Origin of the sequence: Legionella cardiaca (genome assembly GCF_029026145.1) — a bacterium.
Lineage (GTDB): Bacteria > Pseudomonadota > Gammaproteobacteria > Legionellales > Legionellaceae > Tatlockia > Tatlockia cardiaca.
In genome coordinates this window covers 3,278,825-3,303,925 of sequence record NZ_CP119078.1, presented here as the reverse complement: position 1 = coordinate 3,303,925, position 25,101 = coordinate 3,278,825, and the positions used below count along the sequence as shown (strand labels likewise).

Below are 25,101 nucleotides of genomic sequence, written 5' to 3'. Positions count from 1 at the left end.
TATTTTGCCGAAAGAGAAGATTGTTTATGAATTTATCTAATAGAGTAGATCCTGTCACAATTTTTTGTCAACATGAAAAATATTCGTCATCCAACACTCTATTCTAACTTATTCGTGGGATGGATTTTCTTTCTCTTTTGGTCCATCTTAAAAAGAGAATTCAACAGATTGCTAATTTGTTTTATTGAGAATTAAGAGATGGAACCTTACTTTATTGAAACAAAGCATCTTGGCTTACGACTTATCACGCGAGAAGATGTTGTCCATTTAGAAAAAATCGAACAAGATCCCGTTGTTAAGAAATACTACCCTGAAGGGACTTTAAGTTACCGCGAAATCAAAGACTATATCGAAGAGTGTTTATACAGCTACGAGCGCAAGCACTTACCTTGTTTGGTTATTTTCAAACTTCAAACTAAAGAATTCATTGGTGAGGCTTATTTTGATGAAATTGACCATGGTGAAGTGAAGGTTGGCTATCTTTTTCATAAAAGATATTGGAATAAGGGCTATGCCACTGAAGTATTGAGTGCGTTACTGGCTTGGGCCAAAGAAAATATCGCAACAGACTACATTGTTGCCTATGCCGACATTGATAACAAAGCCTCTATTCGAGTCATGAAAAAATGTGGCATGGAATATTATAAGGATGGCATTTATCTCGATATGAAATGCAAATTTTATCGGATTAAAAATCGTTAATCCCCTAATTTGCACTACTATTTAGACAAAACAAATTAATAACATTTTTAAGAAAATACTCACAAATATTAAGTTGCTCAATGGTAATGAACTCATTTGGTCGATGCGCCTGCTCGATATTTCCTGGGCCGCAAACAACCGTGTTAATTCCTGCATCTTGATAGGCTCTTGCTTCAGTTGAATAGGAAACCTTTAAACGCTCTCCTATCCCTGTGATTCGACGAACTAATTTGGTAATGGGGGCATCTTCGGAAGCCACGAATCCTGAAGAATCAGAGTTTAGGTTTAGATAAATCGCCGCTTCCGGGTATATTTTTTTCATTTCCGGTAATAGTTCACTATTAATATAATTTTCAATCTGGCTACGAAAATTTTGTTGGAGAAATTGGGGTAAGTAGCGAACTTCAAATAAGAGTTCGCAGGTACCCGCGATTACATTGGTCGCTGTTCCGCCACTGACAATATTTGTAGAAATTGTTGTATAAGGAAGGTCAAAATCATTATCAAAAGGGCCTTGCTCTCTTAGATGATTTGCTATTTTGCGAATATAACAGATTAATTGGCTTGCGTACTCGATTGCATTACATCCCTTATCCGCACGGGAAGAATGTGCTGCCAATCCTTGTATTTGGCAGTGATAAACCTGCCTGGATTTTTCACCAATTATTGGTCGCATATTTGAGGGTTCGCCAACGATACAACCCTCAGGCTGTATACCAATTTTTTGGAGATACTCAATTAAAAAATCAACACCAATGCAACCGACCTCTTCATCATAGGTAAATGCAAAATGAATGGGTTTACTTAATTGCAATGCTATAAATTCCGGCACCAATGCAAGCACAACTGCAATAAACCCTTTCATATCGCTAGCGCCACGACCATAAATTTTGCCGTCTTTTTCTGTTGCAACAAAGGGATCAGTCGCCCACAGTTGTCCTGCGACAGGAACAACATCCGTATGACCTGACAACAAAATACCCCCTTGAGTTTGGCCATCCTTTGCAGGAATTGTGGCGAACAAATTTGCTTTGCCTTCCGCAGGCCCATGAATAATTTGCGAATCAATATGGTGAAGCTTAAACCAAACAGCAATGGCTTCAATCAACAGCATATTCGAATTGCTTGAAATGGTATTGAAACCAATAAGCTTAGTAAGCCATTGTAAATTATCCATTTTTATCTTCAAAAATTAATTCGGACGCGTTTAAGGTGTCGGGGGCAAAGCCGGACCACCAGTAAACAAACCAAATAGTAACGAAATAATAAAAATAACAATGAATATAAAAAATAATACTTTGGCGATATACGTGGCGGTAGAGGATACCCCACGAAAACCAAATAAACCGGCAATTATTGCAATAACCAAGAAAACAAGCGCCCAATATAACATGACTATGCTCCTTCTTATGTAACTAATCCCTTGAGTAAATCATCAAATCGACTTACTCAATCATGCGTGCAATTAAACTGGTATCACTGGTCAATTACCCTTTATTTTTCTCTTCACAAGCTTTCCCTAATTTACGTAAATTTTCCGGACAATCATCCCTGTCCATCATTACTTCAATAAAGCACATTTTATCTTTCTGCGCTTCAGTTTGCTCAAGCACTTCGGCTAATTGCGCCTCTGTACTGACTTTTGCCGTAAATACATTGTCACCAAAAATCATCGGAAGCTGTGCGTATTGCCAAGGTTGAATGTCATTATAAATCATTTTTGGGCCGTGAATTACCCGCTCAATGGTATAGCCATCATTATTCAATAAGAAAACAATTGGCGCCAGTTTTTGCCGTAATACTGTTGATATTTCCTGAGCGGTTAACTGAAACGACCCATCTCCAACAAACAATATTGTGCGGCGATTCCTATCAGCAAGTGCCGCCCCAAGTAGGGCTCCCACAGTATAGCCAATTGAGCCCCATAAAGACTGCGCAATAAAAATGCTATTATCAGGAATCGTAGTTTCTAATAAACCAAACATGCTTGTGCCCGTTTCAGCCAGAATAATATCCTGGGGTTTAAAATAATGCGCCATATTATTCCAAAAGCGTTTCTGGGTAATTTTGCCTTCTTGAGGTTGATAGCTTGTTTTTTTAGGGTTATTGATTTTCCCTTGGTAATGATAATCTTCTAAATCTTTTGTTAAAGCGGGAATAACGGCATTAAAATAAACATCGGGGTAAATTGAACGACGTACTTTTACATAGTTACTATGAATTTCCACCGTCGCATTCGCATCAATACAACAAGTGAATCCTCCCGTATTAAAATCAGATAAAACCGTTCCAAAGGAAACAATACAATCTGAACTTTCAACACGTTCTTGCACTCCTGGTGTACTGTAAGCGCCATTATAAAAACCAATAAATCCAGGATGTGATTCGTTGATAATTCCTTTCCCCATATTCATAGTGGCAAAAGGAATGCCGGTTTGCTCAAGAAAATTATGAATAAGCTCTTTCATATTATGACGCGATGCGCAAAGATCAGCTAAAATCACGGGTGCTTTTGCCGCACGAATTAATTCTGCTGTACGAGACACCAATTCAGCAACTGAATCAGGATTTGAGTCCGGGTATTTTAGGTTTAACGGGTTTTTCGGGGCGTCAATTTCAACATTGACCATATCGCTGGGTAAACTGATATAGACCGGCTGTTTTTTCACCCAACATTTTTCCAAGGCAGTATCAATAAGTTCGGCAGCTTTTTCAGCGGAATCAAGAATAGCAACTGCCGCTGAAAGGTTTTCGAACATTTTAATAAAAACCTTAAAGTCCCCCGTACCGAAGGTATGATGCATGATGGCACTTTGCCGTTGAGTAATGGTTGAAGGCGCTCCGACAATGTTGACGATAGGTAAATACTCTGCATAGCTTCCTGCAATACCATTAATAGCACTGAGCTCTCCCACACCAAAGGTCGTGACAATTGCTGCAGCCCCCCGCACGCGAGCATAGCCATCAGCAGCATAAGCAGCATTTAATTCGTTACAATTACCTATCCACCGTAATTTAGGAAAATTTACAATTTGATCTAAAAAAGTGAGGTTATAATCACCGGGTACACCAAAAATATCGCTGATATTAAGCTCTGTGAGACGAGTTAATAAATAATCACCAATTGTCATTTTAGCCATCATTAAGTGTCCTTACTAATGAAAAAATACTTTAATATTCGCCCTGTTAGCTTAAAGGGATGCTGGTTATTAGTATAGCTAATCAAAATTAATATTGCCCACTTAGTCTTTTAAAAAACAACTAAACTTAACAGGACGACTAACCAAAATTAAAATATGAAGTTTAAGAAAAGGTAAGCTCACTCAATTGAGCGTTCGAAAAGCCGCGACACGTAGGGCAAGTGGAAATGTCAACAGACCCTAATATAGTTTCCATGCCCTTATCAAGATGCCGTGCATAAGCACGGCAAGTAGGGAGATGAGTGCTTTTAAGCGCTTTCTTGTTCTAAGGGCATTGTCTTATCGAGTTGATACTCGAGAATATCCCCGGGCTGGCATTGCAAATAAGTACAAATTGCCTCAAGGGTTGCTAAGCGAATGGCTTTTGCTTTGCCATTTTTTAAAATGGATAAATTGGCTTCAGTAATTCCAATTGCCTCGGCTAATTCCTTTAGCCGACATTTTCTCTTAGCCATCATAACATCTAGATTAACAATAATAGGCATACAACTTTTCCTTAAATTGTTAATTGACTATCTGCTTTTAATTGATGAGCTTCTTTGATAATCCATGAAGCCACCAAAATAATGCAGGCAGTAATCAGTGTTGAAACATTGGTTGTGCCTAGCGTAATGCTTGCAAAACGCTGTCCTGGGGGATTATTAAAAGTCAATGCAGCAGTGATTAAGGGTTGATAAATCAATTGCAACAATTCCCCCGCAATCATATAAATGCTAATTTGTTTAATTAATTTTATATTCTCTTCCTCGAATAAATTTCCCTGTTCATAAAGCCTAAATAAATTAGCAAGCTTATGAAAGATAAGAACACTGATAGATAAGGGCGCGCATTGAATCGCCAAAATGGCTAAGCGATGTGTTAATGAGAAATGCGTATCATGGATTTGAGCGGGAGTCACGGCCCATCCACCCCACGTTAACATATCTTCAATATTAAACAGAATGAGATACGTAGTGATGAGTGGTATTAGCCAACAGAGTGCGCGGAATAAGAGATAAAGCATATGACTTGTAAATTTTATTTTTTGCATAATAACGTTCCTTTCTGGAGTTGAAACCACTGCATTATAACAATAAATTATCGTTTTACAACAAAATTTATACCCAAGTTAATATTTTTTTATCTCTTCTTATAAATCTTAGCTTTAATGAAATTCTACTGATCGAGTGGGCGAGCTAGTTAAACATTGCAAATTGCAAAAACGATTGGTTAAAATTTTATGGAAAATAAAAATTACCAAAGAGGGAGCTTATTTTATAAGAGGCTTGTTATTCTATTTTCTTTTATTTGGATTGTTGCATTATGAGCAAATATGGAACCAAATTTAAAACAATAAACACCCAGGTCGCTACTCCTTTAGATGAAATAATTAATGAATTAGGACAGATGGAACAATTGGAGCTTGAGGAATCAGATCCCGGACAATTAGAACAATCCGATCACCTAGAACAAATGGAGCAAGCCAGTACTAATCGGCACAGCATTTTTTATCGCTTGAATCATAATGAATTCTTGAATAATGCGGTAATTATCAGCATGCTGTCAGGCATACTCCTCTTTACCGCAGCGCTTTGCTCTCAAGATAATAATCACGCTATAACCGGATTAACCATCACGTTAGCTGCTTTCTTTTTAAGAGTCCTAATCGAGCTCATGAGTGAAATCACAGAAAATAATAATGGCAGCTATGTCTATCAATCGCATTACAGGCCTCGATAGCACAGAGGCAACCCGGTTTCCAATTCATTAACTAACTAGGTTCATAAATTACAATCATAACGTTATTGGCTTTATTGAACTAATTTCAGTAATTAGGGGAATTAATTATTAACTCGAAATCTTCTAGAAAAGAGAACTTTCTTTTATTCAAAATCTCATCACGCGTAAATTCAACATTATTTTCGTTTGCCCAGCACCGCCAATTAGCGTATTAAAGATAAATCGGCCCCTTTTTCAAAAAACACCTCCGAGGTAAATGCTGCGACGTTTTTACCCAATTTTTTTTGATCTTGCCGATGCAAAGATAAATACTTCAAGCTACTTCAGCTAAAGCGGCTAGTAATCAAGAGAGCAATACCATAAGGATGGTTCGTACTCCCTAGCAAAATCTAAATCCATATTTCAGTGAAGGATACCTAAAGGGGTAAAAATTAAGTAGTGCTCGTTATTAGCAATATACGTTGACTCCTCAAGCATTTCTTCTAGAAGATCATGTTCTTCTCTATTCGCTACCAGATCTCTAGAACTGGAAATATGCCGAGCTTCGACTACTCTACACGGATCAGAAGACATAATTCAAATTAGTGAATTTTTTGCCATTGTTAGCATTTTATGTCACGCTAGGCCCTTTGGTCTCGATTTGACACGGGGAATCAGGCCAGCGCTTGTCTCCAAACGTATCTTGCCAAAGGGAATGCATACGCTCCAGATTATTTTGATGGATGGTTGTCCGCCTTCGCGGGCATGACAGATTTTGTTACAAAGCTACTTATCTCTTTACAGGATCTTATGAATTATTCCATAGAAATTATTTCCACTACTGATGCAGAAAAGTTATGTCATAAAATTAGCAATGATTTGCCGGAGTATTTTGGCCTGCCTGACTGCAATGAAGCCTACGCAAAGGGTGTTCATGATTGTGTTAATTTTGCGGCAATGATAGATGGCATGAATGTGGGGCTTTTAAGTCTTTCCTTCCCCTATCCTGCCAATAGCAATCTTTATTGGCTGGGAGTTTTAAAAGCATATCAAGGTCACGGCATCGGCAGTATACTGCTACAAAAAGCTTGTATTTATGCCCAAAAACAACAAGCCAAAACAATGACCGTAGAAACCCTTTCCTCCTCCGAAAAAGACCGCAATTATTTAAAGACTTATCGTTTCTATGAAAACAATGGCTTCCACCCACTTTTTAATCAAAAACCCCAAGGGTATACGTGGGAGATGGTTTATCTGATGAGAGCACTAAATGATCCACTCCATGAGCTTGTAAGCATTGAAAAAGATGCTCGCCAATTTGGTTTCGAATGGCCAAATGAGGGCATGATTATTGAGCAAGCGATTAGTGAATGTGAGGAAATTAAGAATGCGATAATCCAGAGCGAATCAAGCCAACGTATCCAGGAAGAAATTGGGGATTTGCTGCATACAGCTATCTCTTTATGTCTTTTTGCAGGATTTAACCCTGAAGAAACGCTAAGAAAAATAACAGCAAAATTTACAACGCGCATGCAAGCTTTAAAAGAAATTGCTAAAGAGCGAGGGTTTGTCGATCTTAAAGGTGAACCTATCGCTGTCTTAATGGAGTTATGGGTGGCAGCAAAGGAAAAGACCAAAATAGCAAAGAGTTAATTCACGAGCAAAACAGGCTTCATACTATACTTAATTTATACCCTTTAAATCAAAGGAGGAGTGAATAATGGATAGAAAATACAGTAAAGGGGCGCAAAAAGAAGTCGAAAAAGAAATGCATCGCTATAAAAAAGGTACTGCTCGTAGTGGTCCAGCCGGCAAGAAAGTGCAAAGTAAAGAGCAAGCAATTGCTATAGGCTTATCAAAAGCGCGAGAAAAGGGCATGAAAGTCCCGAAAAATCCGAATGACTAACCTCTGTTCCCATTATTTTAGTTATGCTTTTTCATAACGCGAGCACGATCTCGTTGCCAATCTCTGTCTTTGACAGTTTCGCGTTTATCATGGGTTTTCTTTCCTTTAGCCAATGCTAATTTCATTTTCACGCGATTATTTTTCCAATATAAAGACAATGGAATTAGAGTATAACCTTGGCGCTCTACACTCCCAATCAGGTGATTAAGCTCTTTGCGGTTAAGCAATAACTTACGAGTGCGTGTGGCATCCGGAAAAAGATGAGCCGACGCTGTGGGCAAAGGTTGAATTTGTGCGCCCAATAGAAAGGCTTCACTCTGTTTAATAATGACATGCGCATCGGAAAGATTAATTTTTCCTGCTCGCAAGCTTTTAACTTCCCAACCCTCAAGCACTAACCCTGCTTCGTATTCATCTTCGAGGAAATATTCAAAATGTGCTTTTCTGTTAGTAACAATTGTCGCACTTTGTTTTTTATGGCTACCCATAAGCTACCTGAATCGATTAAAACTATTAATAATTAATAAAAGAAATGATTATACACCCAAGAATGAGTATTGGCGAAATCATCTCTTTGAATTAGTCTAATCTTACTAAATCAGGAGGCACTATGAACGTGGGCGATAAACTAGCGGATATTGAATTTACTGCAACCAATGGTTTGCAAGGCAAATTAAGTGACTATCACGGCAAATGGCTAATTCTTTATTTTTATCCTAAAGATTCCACCCCGGGATGTACTTTGGAAGGACAAGATTTTCGTGACTATTATCCACAACTGCAAAAATTGCATGCGGAGGTTCTCGGTATTTCTCGTGACAGTTTAAAATCGCACGAAAACTTTAAATGCAAGCAAGAATTTCCTTTTGAATTAATTAGTGACAAAGACGAAGTTTTGTGTCAGCAATTTGATGTTATTAAAATGAAATCGATGTATGGCAAGCAGGTACGAGGCATAGAACGCAGTACTTTTCTTATCGATCCGCAAGGTGTGTTGCGCCGTGAGTGGCGAAAAGTCAGTGTTAAAAATCACGTAGCGGAAGTTATTAAAACCTTACAGGAATTACAACACTAAAGAGTGCTCTTTCTATCCATATTATTTGGTGGCTGAACAAGACGATAGATAACTGATTATAAGAGAAAGATAACGCTTGACTGTGTTAGTCACCCTCAGCACAATGAAACATTTAGCTGATAGGTGGAACCATGGATAAGGAAAATAGAGAATCAAAACTGTTCGTGCTTGATACGAATATCATGATGCATGATCCTACGGCTATTTATCGCTTTGAAGAGCATGATATCTACTTACCAATGGTAGTCCTAGAAGAGTTAGATAGCCATAAGACAGGTATTTCTGAAGTTGCCCGCAACGTACGTCAAACCAACCGTATGTTAGTGGAGTTAATGAGTAATGCCAGTCATCAAGAAATTGTAGCCGGTCTTCCTATAGCGAATTTTCTTAGCTCGGAAAAAATCAAAAGTAGCGGCCGTTTATTTTTTCAAACTGATGAATTTGAGCAATTGCGTCCCACTTCATTACCTGGACACAAAGCAGATAACACCCTGCTTGCTACCGCCCTTGGTCTACAGAAAAAATATCCCGGCCGTCAGGTGATTATCATCTCTAAAGACATAAACTTACGGATCAAAGCAGGAATCCTTGGGATACCGGCTGAAGATTATTACAACGATAAAGTATTAGATGATGTTAATCTCCTGCATAGCGGACTTCATATCCTTGATAATGATTTCTGGGACAGTCATGCAAAAAATATGGAGGCCTGGCAAGATAACGGCAAAACCTTTTATCGCATCAGTGGACCGTTAACTGCACAGTGGAATTTTAACGATTGTATTAGTACGCAGGATAATCAATTTCAAGCTATCGTTAAAGAAATTGCAGAGGGTGGTACCGTAGTACAACTGGCCAGAGATTATACTCAACCTAAACATTCAGTCTGGGGAATTACTGCCCGCAATCGCGAACAAAATTTTGCCCTGAATTTACTATTAGACCCTGAAATTGATTTTGTTACGCTGCAAGGTTCAGCAGGTACGGGTAAAACCTTGTTAACAATTGCCGCAGGCTTGACTCAAGTCTTGGATCAAAGTCGTTACAATGAGATTCTAATGACTCGAGTCACAATCCCTGTCGGTGAAGATATTGGCTTCCTGCCTGGTACAGAAGAAGAAAAAATGACGCCTTGGATGGGCGCTTTGATGGATAACCTCGAAGTTCTTCATAGTTCTCAAGAAGGTGGCAGTTTTGGGCGTGGTGCCACTCAGGACTTATTGCAAAATAAAATAAAAATTCGTTCTCTTAACTTTATGCGCGGTCGTACCTTCTTAAACCGCTTTATCATCATTGATGAAGCACAAAATTTGACCTCGAAGCAAATCAAAACTTTAGTCACGCGAGCAGGACCTGGCAGCAAAATTATTTGCCTTGGTGATATCAAACAAATTGACACCCCTTATTTAACAGAAACCACGTCAGGATTAACCTTTGCTGTGGACCGCTTTAAACATTGGCAGCACAGTGCGCACATGACTTTAACACGTGGCGAACGCTCAAGACTTGCTTATTATGCCGCTGAGCATTTATAGTACACACTTTTGCCAAGCCAAAGAGGATGAATGAATGAATAACCAAGCCATCACTTTTGATGATGTATTACTGGTTCCTGCCTACAATCACCATGAATCAAGACGCGTCGTTAATATCGGCATGACCGACAGGTTAGCAAAATTAACCCTGCAATTACCTGTTATTAGTTCCAATATGGATACGATCACAGAAAGCAAAATGGCTAATTTCATGCATAGTAAAGGCGGTATTGGCGCGTTACATCGCTTTTTGAGTATTGAAGATAACATCAAGGAATTCAAAAAATGCAATGGCCAGGTCTTTGTTTCTGTAGGCTGTACCGATGCAGAATTACAACGAGCTGAAGCTTTACGTGATGCTGGAGCTGATTTTTTCTGTGTTGATGTTGCTCACGCTCATGCCAAATATGTTGGAAAAACACTTAAAAATTTAAGGCGGCTTTTAGGTAGTCGCTGCATTATGGCAGGTAACGTGGCAACTTATGCCGGAGCTGATTATCTAGCCTCTTGTGGTGCGGATATTATTAAAGCAGGTATCGGTGGTGGTTCCGTTTGCAGTACGCGGATTAAAACTGGTTTTGGTATCCCTATGCTAACCTGTATTCAAGATTGTGCTCGCACCGATCGTTCTATTGTAGCTGATGGCGGTATTCGAACTTCTGGTGATATCGTAAAGGCCTTAGCCTTCGGTGCTGATTTTGTCATGATTGGTGGTATGTTAGCAGGGACAGAGCCTACTCCCGGAGAAATTATCACCAAAGAAGATGGCAAACAAGTTAAACGCTATCGTGGTATGGCATCTCGAGAGGCGCAAGAAGACTTTTTAGGTCAAATGCATGAATGGAAAACTGCCGAAGGCGTTGCCACTGAGGTTGCTTATCGCAACAATCACGAAGGTGTAATTGCCGATATCGTTGGCGGCTTACGCTCAGGTTTAACCTACGCTGGTGCCGATACGATTAGTGAATTACAACGTAAACTGGATTATGTCGTAGTAACGCAGTCGGGTCGTCTCGAAAGTTTGCCACACAAGCTATTAGAAGGTTAATGATCAAATACTTAAAAAAAAGGGAGAAAAAATCTCCCTTTTTATTAACGATTTTAGTAGGTCGGACCTTTATTCCATCAGCTCCCAAATGTCTTTAACCTAATATTTTGGTCAGTTGTAACAACTAATCTTTAAAATGAGTATTGTTGTAGTCGTTTTCTTCCTTTGCTCTTTGCTCCTCGCGCCAATCCCATTTACCAGAGCCACCTGAAACTTTATTCAGATTTTTTTCAGAAACTTTTTTTTCAACAGAAGAGGGATTTTTTGGATTTCGCTTCTTTTTCATAATCTAAACTCCAACAAAATAATTAACAATTTAAGCATAGTACAGAATCTGATTTTAACGAGCTTAAGTCGGACCTTTTCAAGGTTGGAGATTTGTTCAAAGAGTGAAATTAAAAAATATTACTGCAGACACTATATTGGTAAATTGCACAAGAGTACCTACGCTGCTCCCAACAAATTAATGAATTACAGCGTAGTTTTACTATAAAGCCATCAATAATTCTGGGTTCGCCTCTACTGTTTCAACAATAGTATCAGGATTCAATCCATTCATTGAATCTAAACCAGAACTACTGGAAGTAGGACTCGTGATTGTGTCACTACCTGATGTCATTTGCATTGGATCTGATGAAGACGATAGATCTTGCATCTCCATCCCTTCTTCTTCATCCATATCCGGGGTATCGTCTTTGCTTTGCTTGCTGGATTTTTTATCTTCTTTATCATCACCAGGTTTTTTGCTGAAAGAATCCTTAAGGCTACGCATGGCTTTATCGGCTTCATTACCCAACATGTCATAGAAGTCACCATAAAGAGCTTTGTTGAAGTCTTGCGTAAATTTCAACAAATCATCCATCATCTCTTTTTGATAATCCTTATCTTTGCCTTCCTCTTTCTCTTGCGTAGGCTTAGGCTTAGGAGCTTCTTGTTTAGCCTTTGGTTTTTGTTCTTCTTCGTCTTTACCGCTAGGTTTTGGTGCGTCGGATAATCCAGACTCTAGTGCTTCACCCATAATACTCTCGCATGATTACAACATATAATTAGATAATAGCATATCCGGCTTTGGTTTCAGCAGGGATATGCAACTCAACTATTTAGAGATGTCTTTGCTACTTGCTGCAAATCCTCACTCTTAGGTCCCTCTGCAGTCATCGTACCAGTAGATAGTGTCTCAAGTCCTTTCGTACTTGATTTTGATGTCGTATCTTCTATAGGGCTCATTGAAGATAACTCTTGCATTTCAATTTCATCATCTAATTCATTATCTAAATCTTCGTTCTCATCTTCTAATAAATTATTCTCCTCTACATTTTCCTTATCTTTCACTGCCTTTACTTCTGGAGTATTACTAAATGAATCTTTCAAACTACGCAAGCCTTTATCGAATTCATCACCCAGCATCTTATAAAATTTTCCATAGAGCCAGTTGTTAAAGTCTTTTGCAAACTTTACCAAATCATCCATCATTTGTTGTTGTAAATCTTCTTTCTTCTTCCTATCTTCTTCTTCCTTAGCAGAAGAAGGGGTAGGCTTGGCTTTTGGAGCCTCCTGTGGTGTTTGCGTTTTATTTTCATCTTCCTTTTTAGGTGTTGGTGTATCCTCTAAAGGTGTCACCTCGAATTCTTGTTTCATTACACTCTCTCCACAAACTTGACTTATTAGTTAAGATTAGCACATGTAGATTAGGACCATGTCAGCAAGTTAATTAATAAGCTAGCTAACTTAAACATTTACTATATATTTAATAATTAACATTGTATTCTAATGGTATCAAATTGAGTTGCTAATAAAATATACTTTTAGTATTAATTTACACTTATTTTGCAAAGTTTTTTGAAAGGATTTCTATGAATATTGATGATTTTCGCTGCATAAGACGAGGGACTTCGCTGTTTGCCTTAAATAAAAGAGATTCGTCATTGATAGGTCCTATCAATCATCGCAATGGTAAAAGGCAGCGCGCCCTACTTTTACTGCATGGATTTACCTCATCCCCCGCCGTCTTTCGCGCCATGTTACCCTATTTTTCTTTTTACGATGCAGTAATTTGCCCTGTTCTTCCCGGCCATGGGGAGGATCTTCAAATTTTTGCCAGAGTAAAAGCTGAAGCCTGGGTTACTGCTGCAGAACAATCTTGTGAACTCTTAATCAACGAATTTGAACAAGTCGATGTTTTAGGTTTGTCTTTAGGTGGTGTTCTTGCCTGTCACCTAAGCAACTGTTTTCCCATACACCATCTTTACTTGTTAGCTCCCGCGCTTGATCTGCGCGTTCCTCTTGAGAAAACGTTAAAATTAGCCAGGTTATTGAATTGGCTAGGTTTTCAAGAGCTTCGTGGTCTTGGAGGTAATTTGTATACCGATCAATATTATGAAATTACTTATAGAAAACTACCTTTAACATCGCTTATTGAAATTTTTAATTTCATTAAACAATTTCCTTTTGTCCCTCCCAGCTGTCCTACCGATGTATTCCTGGGATGTCATGACAAAGTTGTTTCTTCCTGGCGAGTTGCCACGCGCTTTTCTAATAGAGAGAATGTCGCGGTTCATTGGCTGAGTAATTCAGCCCATGTTATTCCTTTAGATGGGGACATTGAAAGCGTTATCGCCTGCATGAAAGGCTCTAATGATATACAATCGACTCAAAACAAATTTGTCGAGTTGCCAGCCTTTACCACAACCCCAATAGAGTCATAGGAGTTTTGAGGACTCAAATCCAATTATTTATTATAACGATCGTACTCTTGTATAAAGGCTACATTCAAATCACGCATATCAAGTACAGAGCCGTTATAAGCCATAAAATCGGTTTTCATCGTTGGAATATTATAAAAATAGATGTCACTTGCATCCGTTGCTAGCGTATGTTGGCGTTTTACTGCCGCAACATCCGCAATTGCTTTATTGTGAGTTTTTACAAAAGCACGATCCGCTCGCAAATATCTACCATTAAAATGAGCACTATCCCATAATTCCACATCCAATTTACCCACGACCCCTGCTAATTGTATAAAAGCATTATCTTTCGCACGTATTATTAACGCATTGCTTTTAACCCAATACATCGCTAACCAGGCATTACCATCCAAGTCAAGTTTAGTGATATTCATGGTCCCTGATAACTGCACCCGGCTTTTATCTTCTATGGACAATTGTAAATATTGGCCGTAGACACCGCTAATTTGGGTATAGCCACCGCCACTGACAGCCAATTTTCGTAAGAAAATTTGGCCACCAAGAGTGGTACGACCTGGATTATCAATCGTAAGATCTAAAAGACTAGAACGTAAATTATTACCGGTTATTGTACCAGCGCCGCGATAGGTAAAGGCATTTAAATAACGTCCACGAACTTCTGCAGTAATGGCACCATATCGCGGATATCCCTTGCCGACGTGAATCAACAAACTATTGTTACTGACTTCGGTCTGAACTTGCATTAAATCCAGGGTATTCCCATGCAAAATAAGTTGGGGATGGGCGTAGCCTGTATGCAAACTAACATTGATATTACCCTCAGCAACAACTTGATTAAATGCAGGAAGCTGGCGTTGTTGTAGCGCCTTTTTGGCAACGGGGGGAACAATGACAGCATGATGCTTATTGCAACTTGATGTGAGTAAAATAATGAAAATCAAGGAGAAAAACCGCATCAACATAGCCAACGTTCCACTTACTCTAAATTTCCCTACATTAGAGGAAGTTAGGCCAATGCGCAAGATTATTATTCCACTCTATTGGAGAACCATACCACATTATCTGCAAATTTAAGAAAAGACTATCCCCTCCATTCTTTAAAACCAGGTATCATTATTAAAATCTGAGATAACAATGTTTCCTGGACACGCATCATAATGCTCAAAATCAGGCGCCTTACTAATGAGCACTGCCAAAGACTCAGTGGATGAGATCAAGGCTGGTAGCTGAATATAAATGTCGACCAAGATACCATTCTTACAACCAAAATAAACTTTGCGAGACGTTTCTTTGCCAAAGGATTCCCTTACTTTTTCCCGCAATTCTTCACGCCTTATTGTGTCGCCAACATGCTCATGGAGAAATTGTCCTAATGCTGTTTGATTAACTTCCTGATTTAAACGTAAAGCCAAGGCAAAATAAGCATCACTGGAAAGAGTTTGACAACTTCCATGCTTATTCCATTCATGCCTCTCAAGGCAGCTACCTGCCGCATAGGCAGGCATGAATTGGCGTAAAGTCTGGGCTACCTTATCACTTAAATTAACTTCTGGATAATCACAATGATGTTCTTTAATCCGCACACCACAAAAACCATAATGTTCCCCACAAATTTGCTGATTAGGCCATAATCCATGCAAAACCATATGATTTGCTTGATAAGAATCGGCTGTTAGTTTTAAGCATTCTGGTTTGCCCAGTTCATAACCATAGGTTTGACAAAAACCTGGTTGCCAGCTCAATGCTAATACATAAGAATCGGCAAGACCGGGCAATTGTTCACAGGTTGTTTTACCTCGCGCCTGAAAGCTATATTCGCCACATTCCGTACTTACCCAACGTAATGAATGTTCTTCATTAGGTAACTCAATTCGTAACCAATCAGGTTTTATAGGGCGATTAACTTCTTTTATCACATAAATTTGTGATGGTTGCACCATGTAATTATCAGGATTAGTTTTTTTATTCTTTGAAAGGAAAACAGGACAAGATTTGCGAGCTTCGAAACTACCATCAACACTAACAGAAGAAAAAGACAATAAGGGGAAAACGACCCAAAATAAGGCAAGTAATCTTATCATCATGCATCCCAGCAAATATAAGATGCCATGATTATACGCATAAGTCTGTAAAAAACCTATTGTAATGAATATATCGTCTTGTTAATGTCCACCAAAACTAGACAACCTGGCCTGCGGCCCAACCTGATGACCATGCCCATTGAAAATTATAACCCCCGAGCCAACCCGTTACATCAAGTACTTCACCAATAAAATATAGACCGGGAATATCTTTGACTTGCATGGTTTGTGAAGAAATAGCATGCGTATCCACACCGCCTAAAGTCACTTCTGCTGTACGGTATCCTTCGGTAGCATTTGGCTTAATACGCCATTCTTTAAGACGCTCACCAATTTCTTGCAAGCGCTTATCAGAAAAAGTTTGCAGTTCGGCCTCTATTAGGCTTTCCTCAAAAAACGTTGCCACTACGCGCTTGGGCAAAGCCTCTTCCAAACAATGTTTTAAACGAGTTTTGGGTGACTGTCTTTTTTTCTTTGCTAAAGAATAGGCCCATTGATTATGCATATCCAGATCAATTGCCAAGGGATCACCGGGTTGCCAGTAAGAAGAGATTTGCAACATCGCAGGACCACTTAATCCTCGGTGAGTAAACAGCATATCTAAAGTAAAACTTTGACCATTACAGCTGACCTGACAGGGAAGCGATATGCCAGCGAGCAGGCTTAAACGTTCTTTTTCTTCAGGTTGCAAGGTAAACGGTACTAAACCCGCACGAGTTGGTAAAACCGTTAAACCAAATTGTGCAGCTAATTGATACCCATAGGGAGAAGCCCCCATCGTGGGTATAGATAACCCTCCGGTTGCAATCACCAACGATTGTGCGCAAAGACGCTCATCTGTATTTAAGCAAAGAGTAAAACCTTTTGCCGTTTTTTCTACACGGCTAATTGACGTATTAAGTCGAATAGTAACATTCGCTTCTCTACAACAAGCAAGTAACATCGTCACGATATCTGCTGCTTTATTATCACAGAACAGTTGTCCATGCGATTTTTCATGGAAGGGAATGTTATGTTTTTTTACTAAATCAATAAAATCATAAGCGGTGTAACGTTTGAGTGCTGATTTGCAAAAGTGAGGGTTTGCTGATAGGTAGTTGTGAGGTTCAATAGAGTAATTGGTAAAATTACAACGTCCACCACCTGACATGAGAATTTTTTTACCAACTTTGTTGGCATGATCAAGAATTAATACACGTCGTCCGCGCTTGCCCGCCTCTATGGCACACATTAGCCCGGCCGCACCTGCACCAATAATAATTACATCAAGATTTTTCATAGCACAAAAAGATCATCTCCCTTTACTGTCGGGGTCGACGGTAAAGAGAGAAGATACCGAGAAACAGCAGAGATTAAACGGCAGTTACATCTTCCGCTTGCAAGCCTTTAGGTCCTTTCGTTACTAAGAACTCTACACGTTGGCCTTCTTTCAAAGTTTTGCGACCAGCTGCGCTGTTAATTGAGCGAAAATGTACAAACACATCGTCTTGACCATTATCACGACTGATGAATCCGTAACCTTTATCATCATTAAACCACTTAACGTGGCCTGTTTCTTTATCAGACATTTCTACTTTCCAAATAAAATTAAACATACACTTGCGTTCAGCCAACTAAACAAAGAAACAAGTATGGATATACCGCGCGTTAATTCGCTACTTTGTACTTCAAAAGGAGGGATTTTCACGAAGAACACTGTTTCCAGCCAGGGAGCTAAAGACCACAAGTAATTTGATTATAACCCAGTGTTGATTAAATAGCGAGAATTGTGTGCGAAATAATTCTCAATTGCACTCTGGGCTTGCTATGTAAGACCCTATATAGCAAATTATTCATTCTCTAAGAGTCATTATTGGGCGAGAAAATTCTGGAAATTCTGCACTAAGCTGACTGGCGAGGCGTAATAGTAGCCTGTCATTACCTTTATCTGCAGCAAACTGGACAGAAATTGGAAAGCCATCATGAGACATGACAGGAATAGTCATTGCTGGCATACCAGCTTGATTAAATAGCGAAGTAAACGGCGAAAATTCATGATTTTTTTGTAAATAATCCTCAAAACGACTAGTTTGTAGACTGCCAACAAGCAGGGGTAACTGTGCTAGTGCGGGTGTTAGGAGAATATCAACCTGTTCTAACAATGTCCGCAGTGGTTGCAACAATTGATAAAGTTTATTTTTGCTATTAATTAATTGCGAGGCCGTGATGGTTTGCCCCTGCAACATAAATTCCCATGTAATTGGCTCTAAATCTCTGGGCTTTGCTACACGCCCCCTTTCGTGTTGCTGATTTTCAATTTCTGCCCAAACATTGGCTGCTATAATTGTTAAGGTGCAGTCACCGATGGCCTCCATATCGAGCTTTAAATCATAAAACTCCACCTGATGTTTACTTTCTCTCAGCACCTTTGCTGCATGCTCAACTGCCAGTTGATAAACCTTGGCAACAGGAGCTACTGTAAAAATTTGTGGATGGAGTAGCGCTATTGTTAATGGTGAGGAAGCGATGGGTTGCCGATGGAAATTATCAATCCGACGCTTGGCCTCTTGTAAGCTTGAGGCAGTTAAACATTCAAATAACAGTGCTGAATCACGTACACTACGAGTTAAAACATGACTGGCAGATAGCCCAGACCACGATTCTGCAACCCAAGGTCCTATTGGCGTTAATCCTGGTGTGGGTTTAAAACCGAACAATCCACAGCAAGCAGCCGGGATACGAATAGAACCACCACCATCATTTGCTGTAGCAAGTGGCGCCACTCCTGCAGCAACTGCAGCCGCAGAACCACCCGACGATCCTCCGGGTGTTCGATTTAAATTATAGGGATTTCGACAGGGACCATGCAGCAGCGATTCTGTTACGTAGGACAGTCCTAATTCAGGAACATTGGTTTTGGCAAAAGGAACCATTCCCAACTCCAATAGACGCTGAATGAAATCACTATTGAACTGCGACTTATTACTCGTATAAAAAGCTGACCCGGCAGTATACGGGACTCCTTCCAAGGTAAATCCTAAATCTTTGATTAAGATTGGTACCCCATAAAAAGGCTCATCGCCTTTCATTTTTCTAAGTTGCTTACGTGCCCAATCACTGCAATCAGTAACTACAGCATTAAGCAAAGGATTCACTTCATGCATACGAGTGATAGCGCAATCCAGAACTTCTTCTGGATTTAGTCCAATGGTCTTAATGAATTCGCTAAGGCCAAGTACATCCAAATTGCAATATTCGCTAAGCAACATGAATAACCACCGTTTAAAGTTTGTGCATGGGAGGTAGTGATTGCGCCTGACCTGGTGTCATTTTCTTATTCTGTCTAAAGGCGAGAATCCTGTTCCATAAAGCCTCTCCCTGCCATTTTTGTCCATTATTATTATAGAGTGCCTGTGATAATTTTTTAATTTGCTCTTTTAATGCTTCATCATCGACTCTATGTTCAACATCTATCAGATTTAAAATATTCGCCTGAGGCCAAAGGTTCTGTGCCCATTGTAATAAGGTATCACGTGCCATCGAAGCATTGTTCTGCAAACAGGCCTCCTTCAGTCGCCTCAAAATCTGTTTTGAGGTCTGTTTTGAATTTCGCGTTGACCGTTGCCAGAACCACAAACCTAAAGTTAATAACCACGCCAGCGCAAAAACTCCCGCCACCCACCAAGCAGGATTTGTCGTTGTTTTGACGGATGCATTTTCCTTAGTTTTGGTAGGAAGTATTGTTTCTTCTTTAGGTGACACAGTGAATTGTGCAGGAGGACTTTTTACAGCTGCTTGAGGTGCTGTCGCCGAGGCAATCACTTGCACAGTATGCTCTGGTAAAGAAATTGTTTCTTCTCTAGCCGTTGTGGTATTAAACCAAGTTAAATTTAAAGCAGGGATGGTAATTTGTCCCGCCTTGTTAAACAAATAAGTTACTTTCACGGTAGTTGAACCAACTAAATCGGGCTCTTTAAACACATTTCTTTCAGAGGGCTTTTCAGGGTAAATAGAAAATTCCGTACTGTTACCAAAATCAAGTGGAGGCAGTAACTGTGCAGGAACTCCCCTGGCACGCAACGTTACAGTGCGAACAATAGTACTTCCTTGTTGCAAAGAAAGATTATTATTATCGTAAGTCTCACTTAACGTTACCTGTTTGGCAGGTAACCAATTTTTATTTAAATGAGGCGGAATAGGCCTGACTTGAATCAGCATTGAATTCCCCCGCTCATTCACATGCCTTGGCACTACATCATAAATCACGGCGCGAAAAGTGGGAGGGATAATTTTTAAACTACCACTTTTCTGAGGAAAAATAGCATATTGTTGTTCATCAACCACATATATTCTTCCCTTCTCAGCGGTTTGATAACGTCGTCCTGCACCTAGAGGAATAAGCAGCGCATTTTCCACTTGGGGTGGTTGGTAGTCCGTATTCACCATGCGCCGACTGCTATAAAGTTTTACCGTATAAATAACTTGTTGATTAATATAAGGATTTTTTTCACTTATCTCTGTAGTCAGCATCACATCCTGCTGCTTTTCTGTGTCAACCTGCTTACTGTCTGGTGCTTCATCAGTTACTTCGACATTGGCAGGATTTGTTTTTGTCTGTCCCACTTGAATTGCGGGAATAGTTAATGTGCCGGTTTTTTTAGGAGTCAATAATACTAACCACTGACTAACCGAACTGGCTCGACCATTAACAAGCGTATAATTCATGCTACGCTCTGTGCCTACGATGGTAAAATCTTTTTGCAGCGGCGATAGATCGGGGACGCTATCAATTTCCTCCCCTTCTAACGTTAAAATAAGTCTAAATGTTTCATCCGCTTGAACTTGCGACGATTCTAATTGCATCGTCACTGTAGCAAATCCAAGACCATAGCAGCCCAATAAAAATAAACTTAATAAAATTTTTTTCATTGATACCAACCACCTTGTCTACGTAAATGATCTCGTAAGAACTTCTCTCGCATTAAACCACCCGGGTCATCCGGAATTAACCGTAACCATTGCTCTTTTGCCTGTTGTTTTTCACGTTCTACTGCCAACTCTTCAGCCGCATCTTTAGGTGTTCCTTTTTGTTTGTCTGGGGATTTAGTTCCCTGTGTTTTTTTCTGATCTTCAGCCTGTTGATTTTTATTTTGTTGTTGCTCTTTATTCCGTTGATTTTGATCTTGCTGTCCCTGATTTTGCTGCTGATCTTTATTTTGCTGATTTTGATCTTGCTGTCCCTGATTTTGTTGCTGATCTTTATTTTGCTGATTTTGATCTTGCTGTCCCTGATTTTGTTGCTGATCTTTATTTTGCTGAGTTTGACCTTGCTGCCCCTGATTTTGTTGCTGATCTTTATTTTGCTGATTTTGACCTTGCTGTCCCTGATTTTGCTGCTGATCTTTATTTTGCTGATTTTGACCTTGCTGTCCCTGATTTTGCTGCTGGTCTTTATTTTGTTGTTGATTCTTATTTTTTAATAATTCTTTCACTAAATTACGATTATACTGTGCATCCTTATTATTGGGATTTAAAGCTAATGCTTTATCATAAGCCTTAATAGCCTTTTCATATTGTCCCAATTTTGCTAATGCGTTCCCTTGATTATAAAATCCTTGTTCATTTTGCAGCGACTCATAATATCTGGCCGCTTCTTTATAATTTTCAGCACGATAGGCAGCAGTCGCTCGCCAAGCCTGATTTTCAAAGGTGTCTTCTGCCTCTTTGTATTGCTTCTTCTTCATCAAAGTTTGGGCCTGTTGATCTTTGGTAAGCCATAAATCCGACCAGCTAAAAGCATAGCTGCAACAGGAAATACTCAGAAGTATGAGTGACCAGACTATTCTCATATATCCACCCTCTGGAGCCAACCACGTCTGAAAACAGGTAATAAAAAAAGAAGTGCGGGCAATAAAAACCAGCGCCCCTCATCACGCCAAAGAGGAATATCATCTTGCTGATCCAGATGGAATTGGTTGCCAGAATTAATAGCAAGCCATTTATCCAAATCACCGGAATCATCAGTAAACGGCAATAATGCTCCCTGTCCAGCGGCCGCAAATTCCTGGAATAATGGATTTAAATTTTTATCAGCTTTAATAGGTAGAATTGACGTGATAATCCGCTCATTTGCCAGCTCTTTGGCTACAGCAATCGCGGCAGTGCTCGGTGTTTCAGCAGTTAATACTAATATTTGTCCACGATGAAAACCTGCTTGTTTAATTAATTGGCCCGCTTCTTCAAGTGCGGTATTCAATTGATGTCCCTCTACGGGCATAATATCAGGGGATAGTGACGCTAAAAGCGCATCAATCGTTTGCCCATCATCGGTCAATGGTGATACTACAAACGGCTCACCTGAATAAACGATTAACCCCACTTGTCCAATATCACGTCGCTTAAATAAATCATGTAATTTAAACTTGGCTCGAGATAAGCGGTTGGGGGATAAATCATGAGCAAGCATCGCATCTGACATATCCAACACCAAAACTCGCGGTTGAATTTGTTTATAAACAGGAACTGGTAAACGAGACCAGGTTGGTCCAGACAAGCTAATAATCATACATAAGGCACTTGCTAACAGCAGCCAAAAAGCCCAATGACGATTAGTTTTCCCCTTGGATACCACTAAACGTTCAAGTAAGTGCCTGTCACAAATGGCAGCCCAGGCTTCCATTTGTGGTTTTTGCCGCCATAAATACCACCCTAAGTATAATAAAGGTAGAAGGGTTAACAGCCACCAGGGACGAAGAAAGTGAAACTCAGTCATGATACAGAAACCTTGCGCTGCAAAACTTTCCTTAAATTTGACAATAGTCCTGCTTTGTCTCCAAGCCAATAACAAAACAGGAGCAATGCAAATGCCAAAGGCCAAGAATAATAATCATGTTGTGGACGAATGGTTGCTTTCTCTTGCGACACGGTTTCCAGTTGATTAATTGTTTCATAGATAGTATTTAATGATTGAATATCGGTGGCTCGAAAATAACGTCCTCCGGTTATTTTTGCCACTTCTTGCAACGTTTCTTCATCCAGGTCTGAAGACGCATTCATATTAAAAAATACATGCCCTAGTGCCCTGGGATCCCCTTCAGAACCAAGGCCAATCGTATAAACCTTAATCCCATCCAGTTTAGCCAGTTCAGCAGCTTTCAATGGAGGCAATACGCCAGAATTATTCGCACCATCGGTCAGTAAAATAATCATTCGCCCTTTAGGAGGCACATTTTGCAAGCGTTTTACCGCTAACCCCAAAGCATCACCTATGGATGTGGTTTGGCCTGCTAGACCAACCGTGGCATCTTCGAGTCGTTGCAATACTGCCTGCCTATCGTAAGTTAAAGGTGTTTGTAGATAGGCACGAGTACCAAATAAAATTAAGCCTATACGATCTCCGACTCGTGCTTGTACAAATTCCTCTGCAGTGCGCTTAACTACCGCCAAACGACTTACTGCATAACCATTAAGAACCATATCATGAAGTTCCATACTACCCGATAAATCAAGAACTAACATAATATTACGTCCCTCTCTTTCCAGAGGTTGCGGCTCCCCTATCCACCGAGGACCTGCAGCAGCAATGACAAGCAAACACCATATTAATGATAAAAGCCCTATTTGCACATTACCTGCAAAAGTTCTTTGTTTTTTATTAACAAGGGTGGATATCGTATTAAAAAAGGGCACCCGAAGTGCTGCCGGCAATTTAACATGGGCTCGGGGAAAGAAAAACCAAATAAATAAAGGCAGCGGCAAAAAAAATAAAACCCAAGGTAAAGCTAATTCGAACATGGTACACCTCGTTGTTTTATCCACGCTCTTGCGCGAGTAAAAAGGGGATCTAAATCCCTTTCTGTGGATAGTTGATAAGGTACCTGTAAAAGGAGCTCGCTGACCTGGTAAAAATCAATCTTCTTCGATGTGGTATTTAAAAATTCGATCCATTCATTGCCTTGGAGACTCGCTATCTGCTGTCTGGGGAAATAAACTAAAGCAACGCGTCGCAATAGTTCGGAAATTTTCATACTACTTAATTGACTGTTACGATGTTGTCGATACTCATTTTGCAAATTTGCCAACAATTGTAAAGCCTCTCTTTTTGCCCGACCATATCCACGACGACGATAACTATAGGCGAAGAAAATCCCTGCCAGCAATAGCAAACTAATTATCAAAACATACCAGCCGGGCGCCAAGGGCCACCAACCAATAGCCGCTGGTAGGTGAATATCATGCAATTGCGTTAATAACTGCGCATCAGCCACTTATTCTCCTGGGAAATGTCTGTCGTACTAATTTAGGTATATTCATTTCTGCAGTCACCTGCACATAAGGTATCTGCTGATGTTTAAATAGCATTTTTAGATTAGCAATTCTCTCTTCGCAGTACCGCTCATAATTTTTACTCACTTCATCATCTGTCGTGTCAAAAACAGCTTCTTGTTGCCCATTAGTAACAGGATAAAATTGGGGTTTTGGCGGCGCAAGTTCCAGGGGATCACAGAGGTGATACACGATAACATCATTATGCGCTCGTAATCGGCTCAAATGTCGCTCACTATCTGCATCTGTTGCATAAAAGTCACTAAGAATAACGACAATACTACCTGGTCGCACAACGCGCCTTAAGCGAATTAAAGCATCACTCAACATGATAGGATTGCTGTTACTATCCAACACGGCACTTGTATAACGGCATAAGCCGGCCAGAAATGGCAAGGCCCCTAAATTCCGGCTATGTGGCGTAAATTCACTGTGTTCATTAGGTGAATAAAGCAAACCTCCCACTTTGTCACCTTGCTTAATTACTGTCCATGCAATCATCGCTGCCAGACGCGCGGCAACCACAGATTTAAATGCTAAACGCGTACCAAAATACATGGAAGGATTAAAATCACAAAGAATGACAACAGGGCGCTCTCGTTCTTCTTGATAAAGCTTTACGTGCGGCCGACCCGTACGAGCGGTAACACGCCATTCCATATGCCGAATTTCATCACCAGCCTGATAATTGCGTACTTCGGCAAAATCCATTCCTCGCCCACGTAGTTTTGAACTATGATTTCCAACATAGCGGGCATTATTTTCAGATTTAAAATGGACTTTGTGAGCATAACGTTTGTAAGCAATTAACTCATCAAGTTCAGCAACTAATCCTTCGCTCATAGGG

At 39.9% G+C, this 25,101-nt stretch carries 28 protein-coding genes; 8 read left to right on the top strand and 20 right to left on the bottom strand.

Annotated features, from left to right (window positions below; genetic code table 11):
• Window positions 1–198: 198 nt before the first annotated feature.
• Window positions 199–702 carry a GNAT family N-acetyltransferase gene (locus tag PXX05_RS14385; protein WP_275088880.1) on the top strand — a complete coding sequence of 168 codons (504 nt, stop codon included), beginning with the start codon at window positions 199–201 and terminating at the stop codon, window positions 700–702.
• A gap of 4 nt (window positions 703–706) precedes the next feature.
• On the opposite strand, the gene argE is transcribed toward PXX05_RS14385, so the two are convergent.
• The 5 genes from argE to PXX05_RS14360 form a co-directional block, all read right to left on the bottom strand.
• On the bottom strand, window positions 707–1,879 hold the full coding sequence (gene argE / locus PXX05_RS14380; RefSeq protein WP_275088879.1) for an acetylornithine deacetylase: 1,173 nt from the start codon (window positions 1,877–1,879) through the stop codon (window positions 707–709).
• Between the two features lie 30 nt (window positions 1,880–1,909).
• On the bottom strand, window positions 1,910–2,095 hold the full coding sequence (locus tag PXX05_RS14375; protein WP_275088878.1) for a DUF1328 domain-containing protein: 186 nt from the start codon (window positions 2,093–2,095) through the stop codon (window positions 1,910–1,912).
• 94 nt (window positions 2,096–2,189) lie between these two features.
• Entirely contained in the window at window positions 2,190–3,845 is a 1,656-nt protein-coding gene (locus PXX05_RS14370; RefSeq protein ID WP_275088877.1) for an alpha-keto acid decarboxylase family protein, read from the bottom strand.
• Window positions 3,846–4,150: 305 nt separating this feature from the next.
• Entirely contained in the window at window positions 4,151–4,387 is a 237-nt protein-coding gene (locus PXX05_RS14365; RefSeq protein ID WP_275088876.1) for a helix-turn-helix domain-containing protein, read from the bottom strand.
• Window positions 4,388–4,398: 11 nt separating this feature from the next.
• Window positions 4,399–4,932 carry a DUF2975 domain-containing protein gene (locus PXX05_RS14360; RefSeq protein ID WP_275088875.1) on the bottom strand — a complete coding sequence of 178 codons (534 nt, stop codon included), beginning with the start codon at window positions 4,930–4,932 and terminating at the stop codon, window positions 4,399–4,401.
• 272 nt (window positions 4,933–5,204) lie between these two features.
• On the opposite strand from PXX05_RS14360, the gene PXX05_RS14355 reads away from it, so the two are divergent.
• The 3 genes from PXX05_RS14355 to PXX05_RS14345 all read left to right on the top strand — a co-directional run bounded on the left by PXX05_RS14355 (window position 5,205) and on the right by PXX05_RS14345 (window position 7,506).
• Complete coding sequence (locus PXX05_RS14355) at window positions 5,205–5,621, top strand: hypothetical protein (protein ID WP_275088874.1); 417 nt, start codon at window positions 5,205–5,207, stop codon at window positions 5,619–5,621.
• 789 nt (window positions 5,622–6,410) lie between these two features.
• Window positions 6,411–7,253, top strand: coding sequence for a GNAT family N-acetyltransferase (locus PXX05_RS14350; protein WP_275088873.1), 843 nt, complete (start codon window positions 6,411–6,413; stop codon window positions 7,251–7,253).
• Between the two features lie 67 nt (window positions 7,254–7,320).
• The gene (locus tag PXX05_RS14345; protein WP_275088872.1) at window positions 7,321–7,506 is read left to right on the top strand and encodes a DUF6496 domain-containing protein; all 186 of its coding nucleotides are present in this window, start codon (window positions 7,321–7,323) and stop codon (window positions 7,504–7,506) included.
• A gap of 17 nt (window positions 7,507–7,523) precedes the next feature.
• Here the strand turns inward: PXX05_RS14345 and smpB are convergent, their stop codons facing one another.
• Window positions 7,524–7,994: an SsrA-binding protein SmpB gene (gene smpB, locus PXX05_RS14340; RefSeq protein WP_275088871.1), complete on the bottom strand. Its 471-nt coding sequence runs from the start codon at window positions 7,992–7,994 to the stop codon at window positions 7,524–7,526.
• A gap of 122 nt (window positions 7,995–8,116) precedes the next feature.
• Between smpB and PXX05_RS14335 the strand changes: the two genes are divergently transcribed.
• The 3 genes from PXX05_RS14335 (at window position 8,117) to PXX05_RS14325 (ending at window position 11,164) form a co-directional block, all read left to right on the top strand.
• Window positions 8,117–8,581, top strand: coding sequence for a peroxiredoxin (locus tag PXX05_RS14335; protein ID WP_275088870.1), 465 nt, complete (start codon window positions 8,117–8,119; stop codon window positions 8,579–8,581).
• A gap of 131 nt (window positions 8,582–8,712) precedes the next feature.
• Window positions 8,713–10,116 carry a PhoH family protein gene (locus tag PXX05_RS14330; RefSeq protein ID WP_275088869.1) on the top strand — a complete coding sequence of 468 codons (1,404 nt, stop codon included), beginning with the start codon at window positions 8,713–8,715 and terminating at the stop codon, window positions 10,114–10,116.
• Window positions 10,117–10,150: 34 nt separating this feature from the next.
• Window positions 10,151–11,164 carry a guanosine monophosphate reductase gene (locus PXX05_RS14325; protein WP_275088868.1) on the top strand — a complete coding sequence of 338 codons (1,014 nt, stop codon included), beginning with the start codon at window positions 10,151–10,153 and terminating at the stop codon, window positions 11,162–11,164.
• 124 nt (window positions 11,165–11,288) lie between these two features.
• Here the strand turns inward: PXX05_RS14325 and PXX05_RS14320 are convergent, their stop codons facing one another.
• The 3 genes from PXX05_RS14320 to PXX05_RS14310 all read right to left on the bottom strand — a co-directional run bounded on the left by PXX05_RS14320 (window position 11,289) and on the right by PXX05_RS14310 (window position 12,802).
• Window positions 11,289–11,450: a hypothetical protein gene (locus PXX05_RS14320; RefSeq protein ID WP_275088867.1), complete on the bottom strand. Its 162-nt coding sequence runs from the start codon at window positions 11,448–11,450 to the stop codon at window positions 11,289–11,291.
• Window positions 11,451–11,651: 201 nt separating this feature from the next.
• Window positions 11,652–12,182 (bottom strand): hypothetical protein, encoded by a 531-nt coding sequence (locus PXX05_RS14315; RefSeq protein WP_275088866.1) that lies wholly within the window; start codon window positions 12,180–12,182, stop codon window positions 11,652–11,654.
• A gap of 74 nt (window positions 12,183–12,256) precedes the next feature.
• Window positions 12,257–12,802: a hypothetical protein gene (locus PXX05_RS14310; protein ID WP_275088865.1), complete on the bottom strand. Its 546-nt coding sequence runs from the start codon at window positions 12,800–12,802 to the stop codon at window positions 12,257–12,259.
• A gap of 215 nt (window positions 12,803–13,017) precedes the next feature.
• Here PXX05_RS14310 and PXX05_RS14305 point away from each other — a divergent pair, with 215 nt between their 5' ends.
• Window positions 13,018–13,869, top strand: a complete 852-nt coding sequence (locus tag PXX05_RS14305) for an alpha/beta hydrolase (protein ID WP_275088864.1) — start codon at window positions 13,018–13,020, stop codon at window positions 13,867–13,869.
• A gap of 23 nt (window positions 13,870–13,892) precedes the next feature.
• On the opposite strand, the gene PXX05_RS14300 is transcribed toward PXX05_RS14305, so the two are convergent.
• From PXX05_RS14300 to PXX05_RS14250, 11 genes are all read right to left on the bottom strand, one after another.
• On the bottom strand, window positions 13,893–14,831 hold the full coding sequence (locus tag PXX05_RS14300) for a GIN domain-containing protein (RefSeq protein WP_275088863.1): 939 nt from the start codon (window positions 14,829–14,831) through the stop codon (window positions 13,893–13,895).
• A gap of 135 nt (window positions 14,832–14,966) precedes the next feature.
• Window positions 14,967–15,953, bottom strand: coding sequence for a ribonuclease T2 family protein (locus PXX05_RS14295; protein WP_275088862.1), 987 nt, complete (start codon window positions 15,951–15,953; stop codon window positions 14,967–14,969).
• Between the two features lie 94 nt (window positions 15,954–16,047).
• Window positions 16,048–17,229, bottom strand: coding sequence for a BaiN/RdsA family NAD(P)/FAD-dependent oxidoreductase (locus tag PXX05_RS14290; RefSeq protein WP_275088861.1), 1,182 nt, complete (start codon window positions 17,227–17,229; stop codon window positions 16,048–16,050).
• A gap of 73 nt (window positions 17,230–17,302) precedes the next feature.
• Window positions 17,303–17,518 (bottom strand): cold-shock protein, encoded by a 216-nt coding sequence (locus PXX05_RS14285; RefSeq protein ID WP_275088860.1) that lies wholly within the window; start codon window positions 17,516–17,518, stop codon window positions 17,303–17,305.
• A gap of 264 nt (window positions 17,519–17,782) precedes the next feature.
• Window positions 17,783–19,198 carry an amidase gene (locus PXX05_RS14280; protein ID WP_275088859.1) on the bottom strand — a complete coding sequence of 472 codons (1,416 nt, stop codon included), beginning with the start codon at window positions 19,196–19,198 and terminating at the stop codon, window positions 17,783–17,785.
• 13 nt (window positions 19,199–19,211) lie between these two features.
• Window positions 19,212–20,858 carry a BatD family protein gene (locus tag PXX05_RS14275; RefSeq protein WP_275088858.1) on the bottom strand — a complete coding sequence of 549 codons (1,647 nt, stop codon included), beginning with the start codon at window positions 20,856–20,858 and terminating at the stop codon, window positions 19,212–19,214.
• Window positions 20,855–21,772, bottom strand: coding sequence for a tetratricopeptide repeat protein (locus PXX05_RS14270; RefSeq protein WP_420844655.1), 918 nt, complete (start codon window positions 21,770–21,772; stop codon window positions 20,855–20,857). Before PXX05_RS14270 ends, PXX05_RS14275 begins: the two co-directional genes overlap by 4 nt.
• Before the next feature lie 2 nt (window positions 21,773–21,774).
• On the bottom strand, window positions 21,775–22,704 hold the full coding sequence (locus tag PXX05_RS14265; protein ID WP_275090531.1) for a VWA domain-containing protein: 930 nt from the start codon (window positions 22,702–22,704) through the stop codon (window positions 21,775–21,777).
• Window positions 22,698–23,723 carry a vWA domain-containing protein gene (locus PXX05_RS14260; RefSeq protein ID WP_275088856.1) on the bottom strand — a complete coding sequence of 342 codons (1,026 nt, stop codon included), beginning with the start codon at window positions 23,721–23,723 and terminating at the stop codon, window positions 22,698–22,700. Before PXX05_RS14260 ends, PXX05_RS14265 begins: the two co-directional genes overlap by 7 nt.
• Window positions 23,711–24,196 (bottom strand): DUF4381 domain-containing protein, encoded by a 486-nt coding sequence (locus PXX05_RS14255; RefSeq protein ID WP_275088855.1) that lies wholly within the window; start codon window positions 24,194–24,196, stop codon window positions 23,711–23,713. The genes PXX05_RS14260 and PXX05_RS14255 overlap by 13 nt, the downstream gene beginning before the upstream one ends.
• On the bottom strand, window positions 24,189–25,097 hold the full coding sequence (locus tag PXX05_RS14250; protein ID WP_275088854.1) for a DUF58 domain-containing protein: 909 nt from the start codon (window positions 25,095–25,097) through the stop codon (window positions 24,189–24,191). The genes PXX05_RS14255 and PXX05_RS14250 overlap by 8 nt, the downstream gene beginning before the upstream one ends.
• Window positions 25,098–25,101 lie beyond the last annotated feature (4 nt).

Bases quoted from the DNA above. Each gene is read 5' to 3' on its own strand.
- PXX05_RS14300 (WP_275088863.1), bottom strand. From the start codon at position 14,831: ATGTTGATGCGGTTTTTCTCCTTGATTTTCATTATTTTACTCACATCA.
- PXX05_RS14360 (WP_275088875.1), bottom strand. From the start codon at position 4,932: ATGCAAAAAATAAAATTTACAAGTCATATGCTTTATCTCTTATTCCGC.
- PXX05_RS14355 (WP_275088874.1), top strand. From the start codon at position 5,205: ATGAGCAAATATGGAACCAAATTTAAAACAATAAACACCCAGGTCGCT.
- PXX05_RS14260 (WP_275088856.1), bottom strand. From the start codon at position 23,723: ATGTTCGAATTAGCTTTACCTTGGGTTTTATTTTTTTTGCCGCTGCCT.
- PXX05_RS14285 (WP_275088860.1), bottom strand. From the start codon at position 17,518: ATGTCTGATAAAGAAACAGGCCACGTTAAGTGGTTTAATGATGATAAA.
- PXX05_RS14330 (WP_275088869.1), top strand. From the start codon at position 8,713: ATGGATAAGGAAAATAGAGAATCAAAACTGTTCGTGCTTGATACGAAT.
- PXX05_RS14370 (WP_275088877.1), bottom strand. From the start codon at position 3,845: ATGATGGCTAAAATGACAATTGGTGATTATTTATTAACTCGTCTCACA.
- PXX05_RS14250 (WP_275088854.1), bottom strand. From the start codon at position 25,097: ATGAGCGAAGGATTAGTTGCTGAACTTGATGAGTTAATTGCTTACAAA.
- PXX05_RS14365 (WP_275088876.1), bottom strand. From the start codon at position 4,387: ATGCCTATTATTGTTAATCTAGATGTTATGATGGCTAAGAGAAAATGT.
- argE (WP_275088879.1), bottom strand. From the start codon at position 1,879: ATGGATAATTTACAATGGCTTACTAAGCTTATTGGTTTCAATACCATT.
- PXX05_RS14345 (WP_275088872.1), top strand. From the start codon at position 7,321: ATGGATAGAAAATACAGTAAAGGGGCGCAAAAAGAAGTCGAAAAAGAA.
- PXX05_RS14350 (WP_275088873.1), top strand. From the start codon at position 6,411: ATGAATTATTCCATAGAAATTATTTCCACTACTGATGCAGAAAAGTTA.
- PXX05_RS14280 (WP_275088859.1), bottom strand. From the start codon at position 19,198: ATGTTGCTTAGCGAATATTGCAATTTGGATGTACTTGGCCTTAGCGAA.
- PXX05_RS14310 (WP_275088865.1), bottom strand. From the start codon at position 12,802: ATGAAACAAGAATTCGAGGTGACACCTTTAGAGGATACACCAACACCT.
- PXX05_RS14325 (WP_275088868.1), top strand. From the start codon at position 10,151: ATGAATAACCAAGCCATCACTTTTGATGATGTATTACTGGTTCCTGCC.
- PXX05_RS14305 (WP_275088864.1), top strand. From the start codon at position 13,018: ATGAATATTGATGATTTTCGCTGCATAAGACGAGGGACTTCGCTGTTT.
- smpB (WP_275088871.1), bottom strand. From the start codon at position 7,994: ATGGGTAGCCATAAAAAACAAAGTGCGACAATTGTTACTAACAGAAAA.
- PXX05_RS14315 (WP_275088866.1), bottom strand. From the start codon at position 12,182: ATGGGTGAAGCACTAGAGTCTGGATTATCCGACGCACCAAAACCTAGC.
- PXX05_RS14375 (WP_275088878.1), bottom strand. From the start codon at position 2,095: ATGTTATATTGGGCGCTTGTTTTCTTGGTTATTGCAATAATTGCCGGT.
- PXX05_RS14385 (WP_275088880.1), top strand. From the start codon at position 199: ATGGAACCTTACTTTATTGAAACAAAGCATCTTGGCTTACGACTTATC.
- PXX05_RS14320 (WP_275088867.1), bottom strand. From the start codon at position 11,450: ATGAAAAAGAAGCGAAATCCAAAAAATCCCTCTTCTGTTGAAAAAAAA.
- PXX05_RS14335 (WP_275088870.1), top strand. From the start codon at position 8,117: ATGAACGTGGGCGATAAACTAGCGGATATTGAATTTACTGCAACCAAT.
- PXX05_RS14295 (WP_275088862.1), bottom strand. From the start codon at position 15,953: ATGATGATAAGATTACTTGCCTTATTTTGGGTCGTTTTCCCCTTATTG.
- PXX05_RS14275 (WP_275088858.1), bottom strand. From the start codon at position 20,858: ATGAAAAAAATTTTATTAAGTTTATTTTTATTGGGCTGCTATGGTCTT.
- PXX05_RS14290 (WP_275088861.1), bottom strand. From the start codon at position 17,229: ATGAAAAATCTTGATGTAATTATTATTGGTGCAGGTGCGGCCGGGCTA.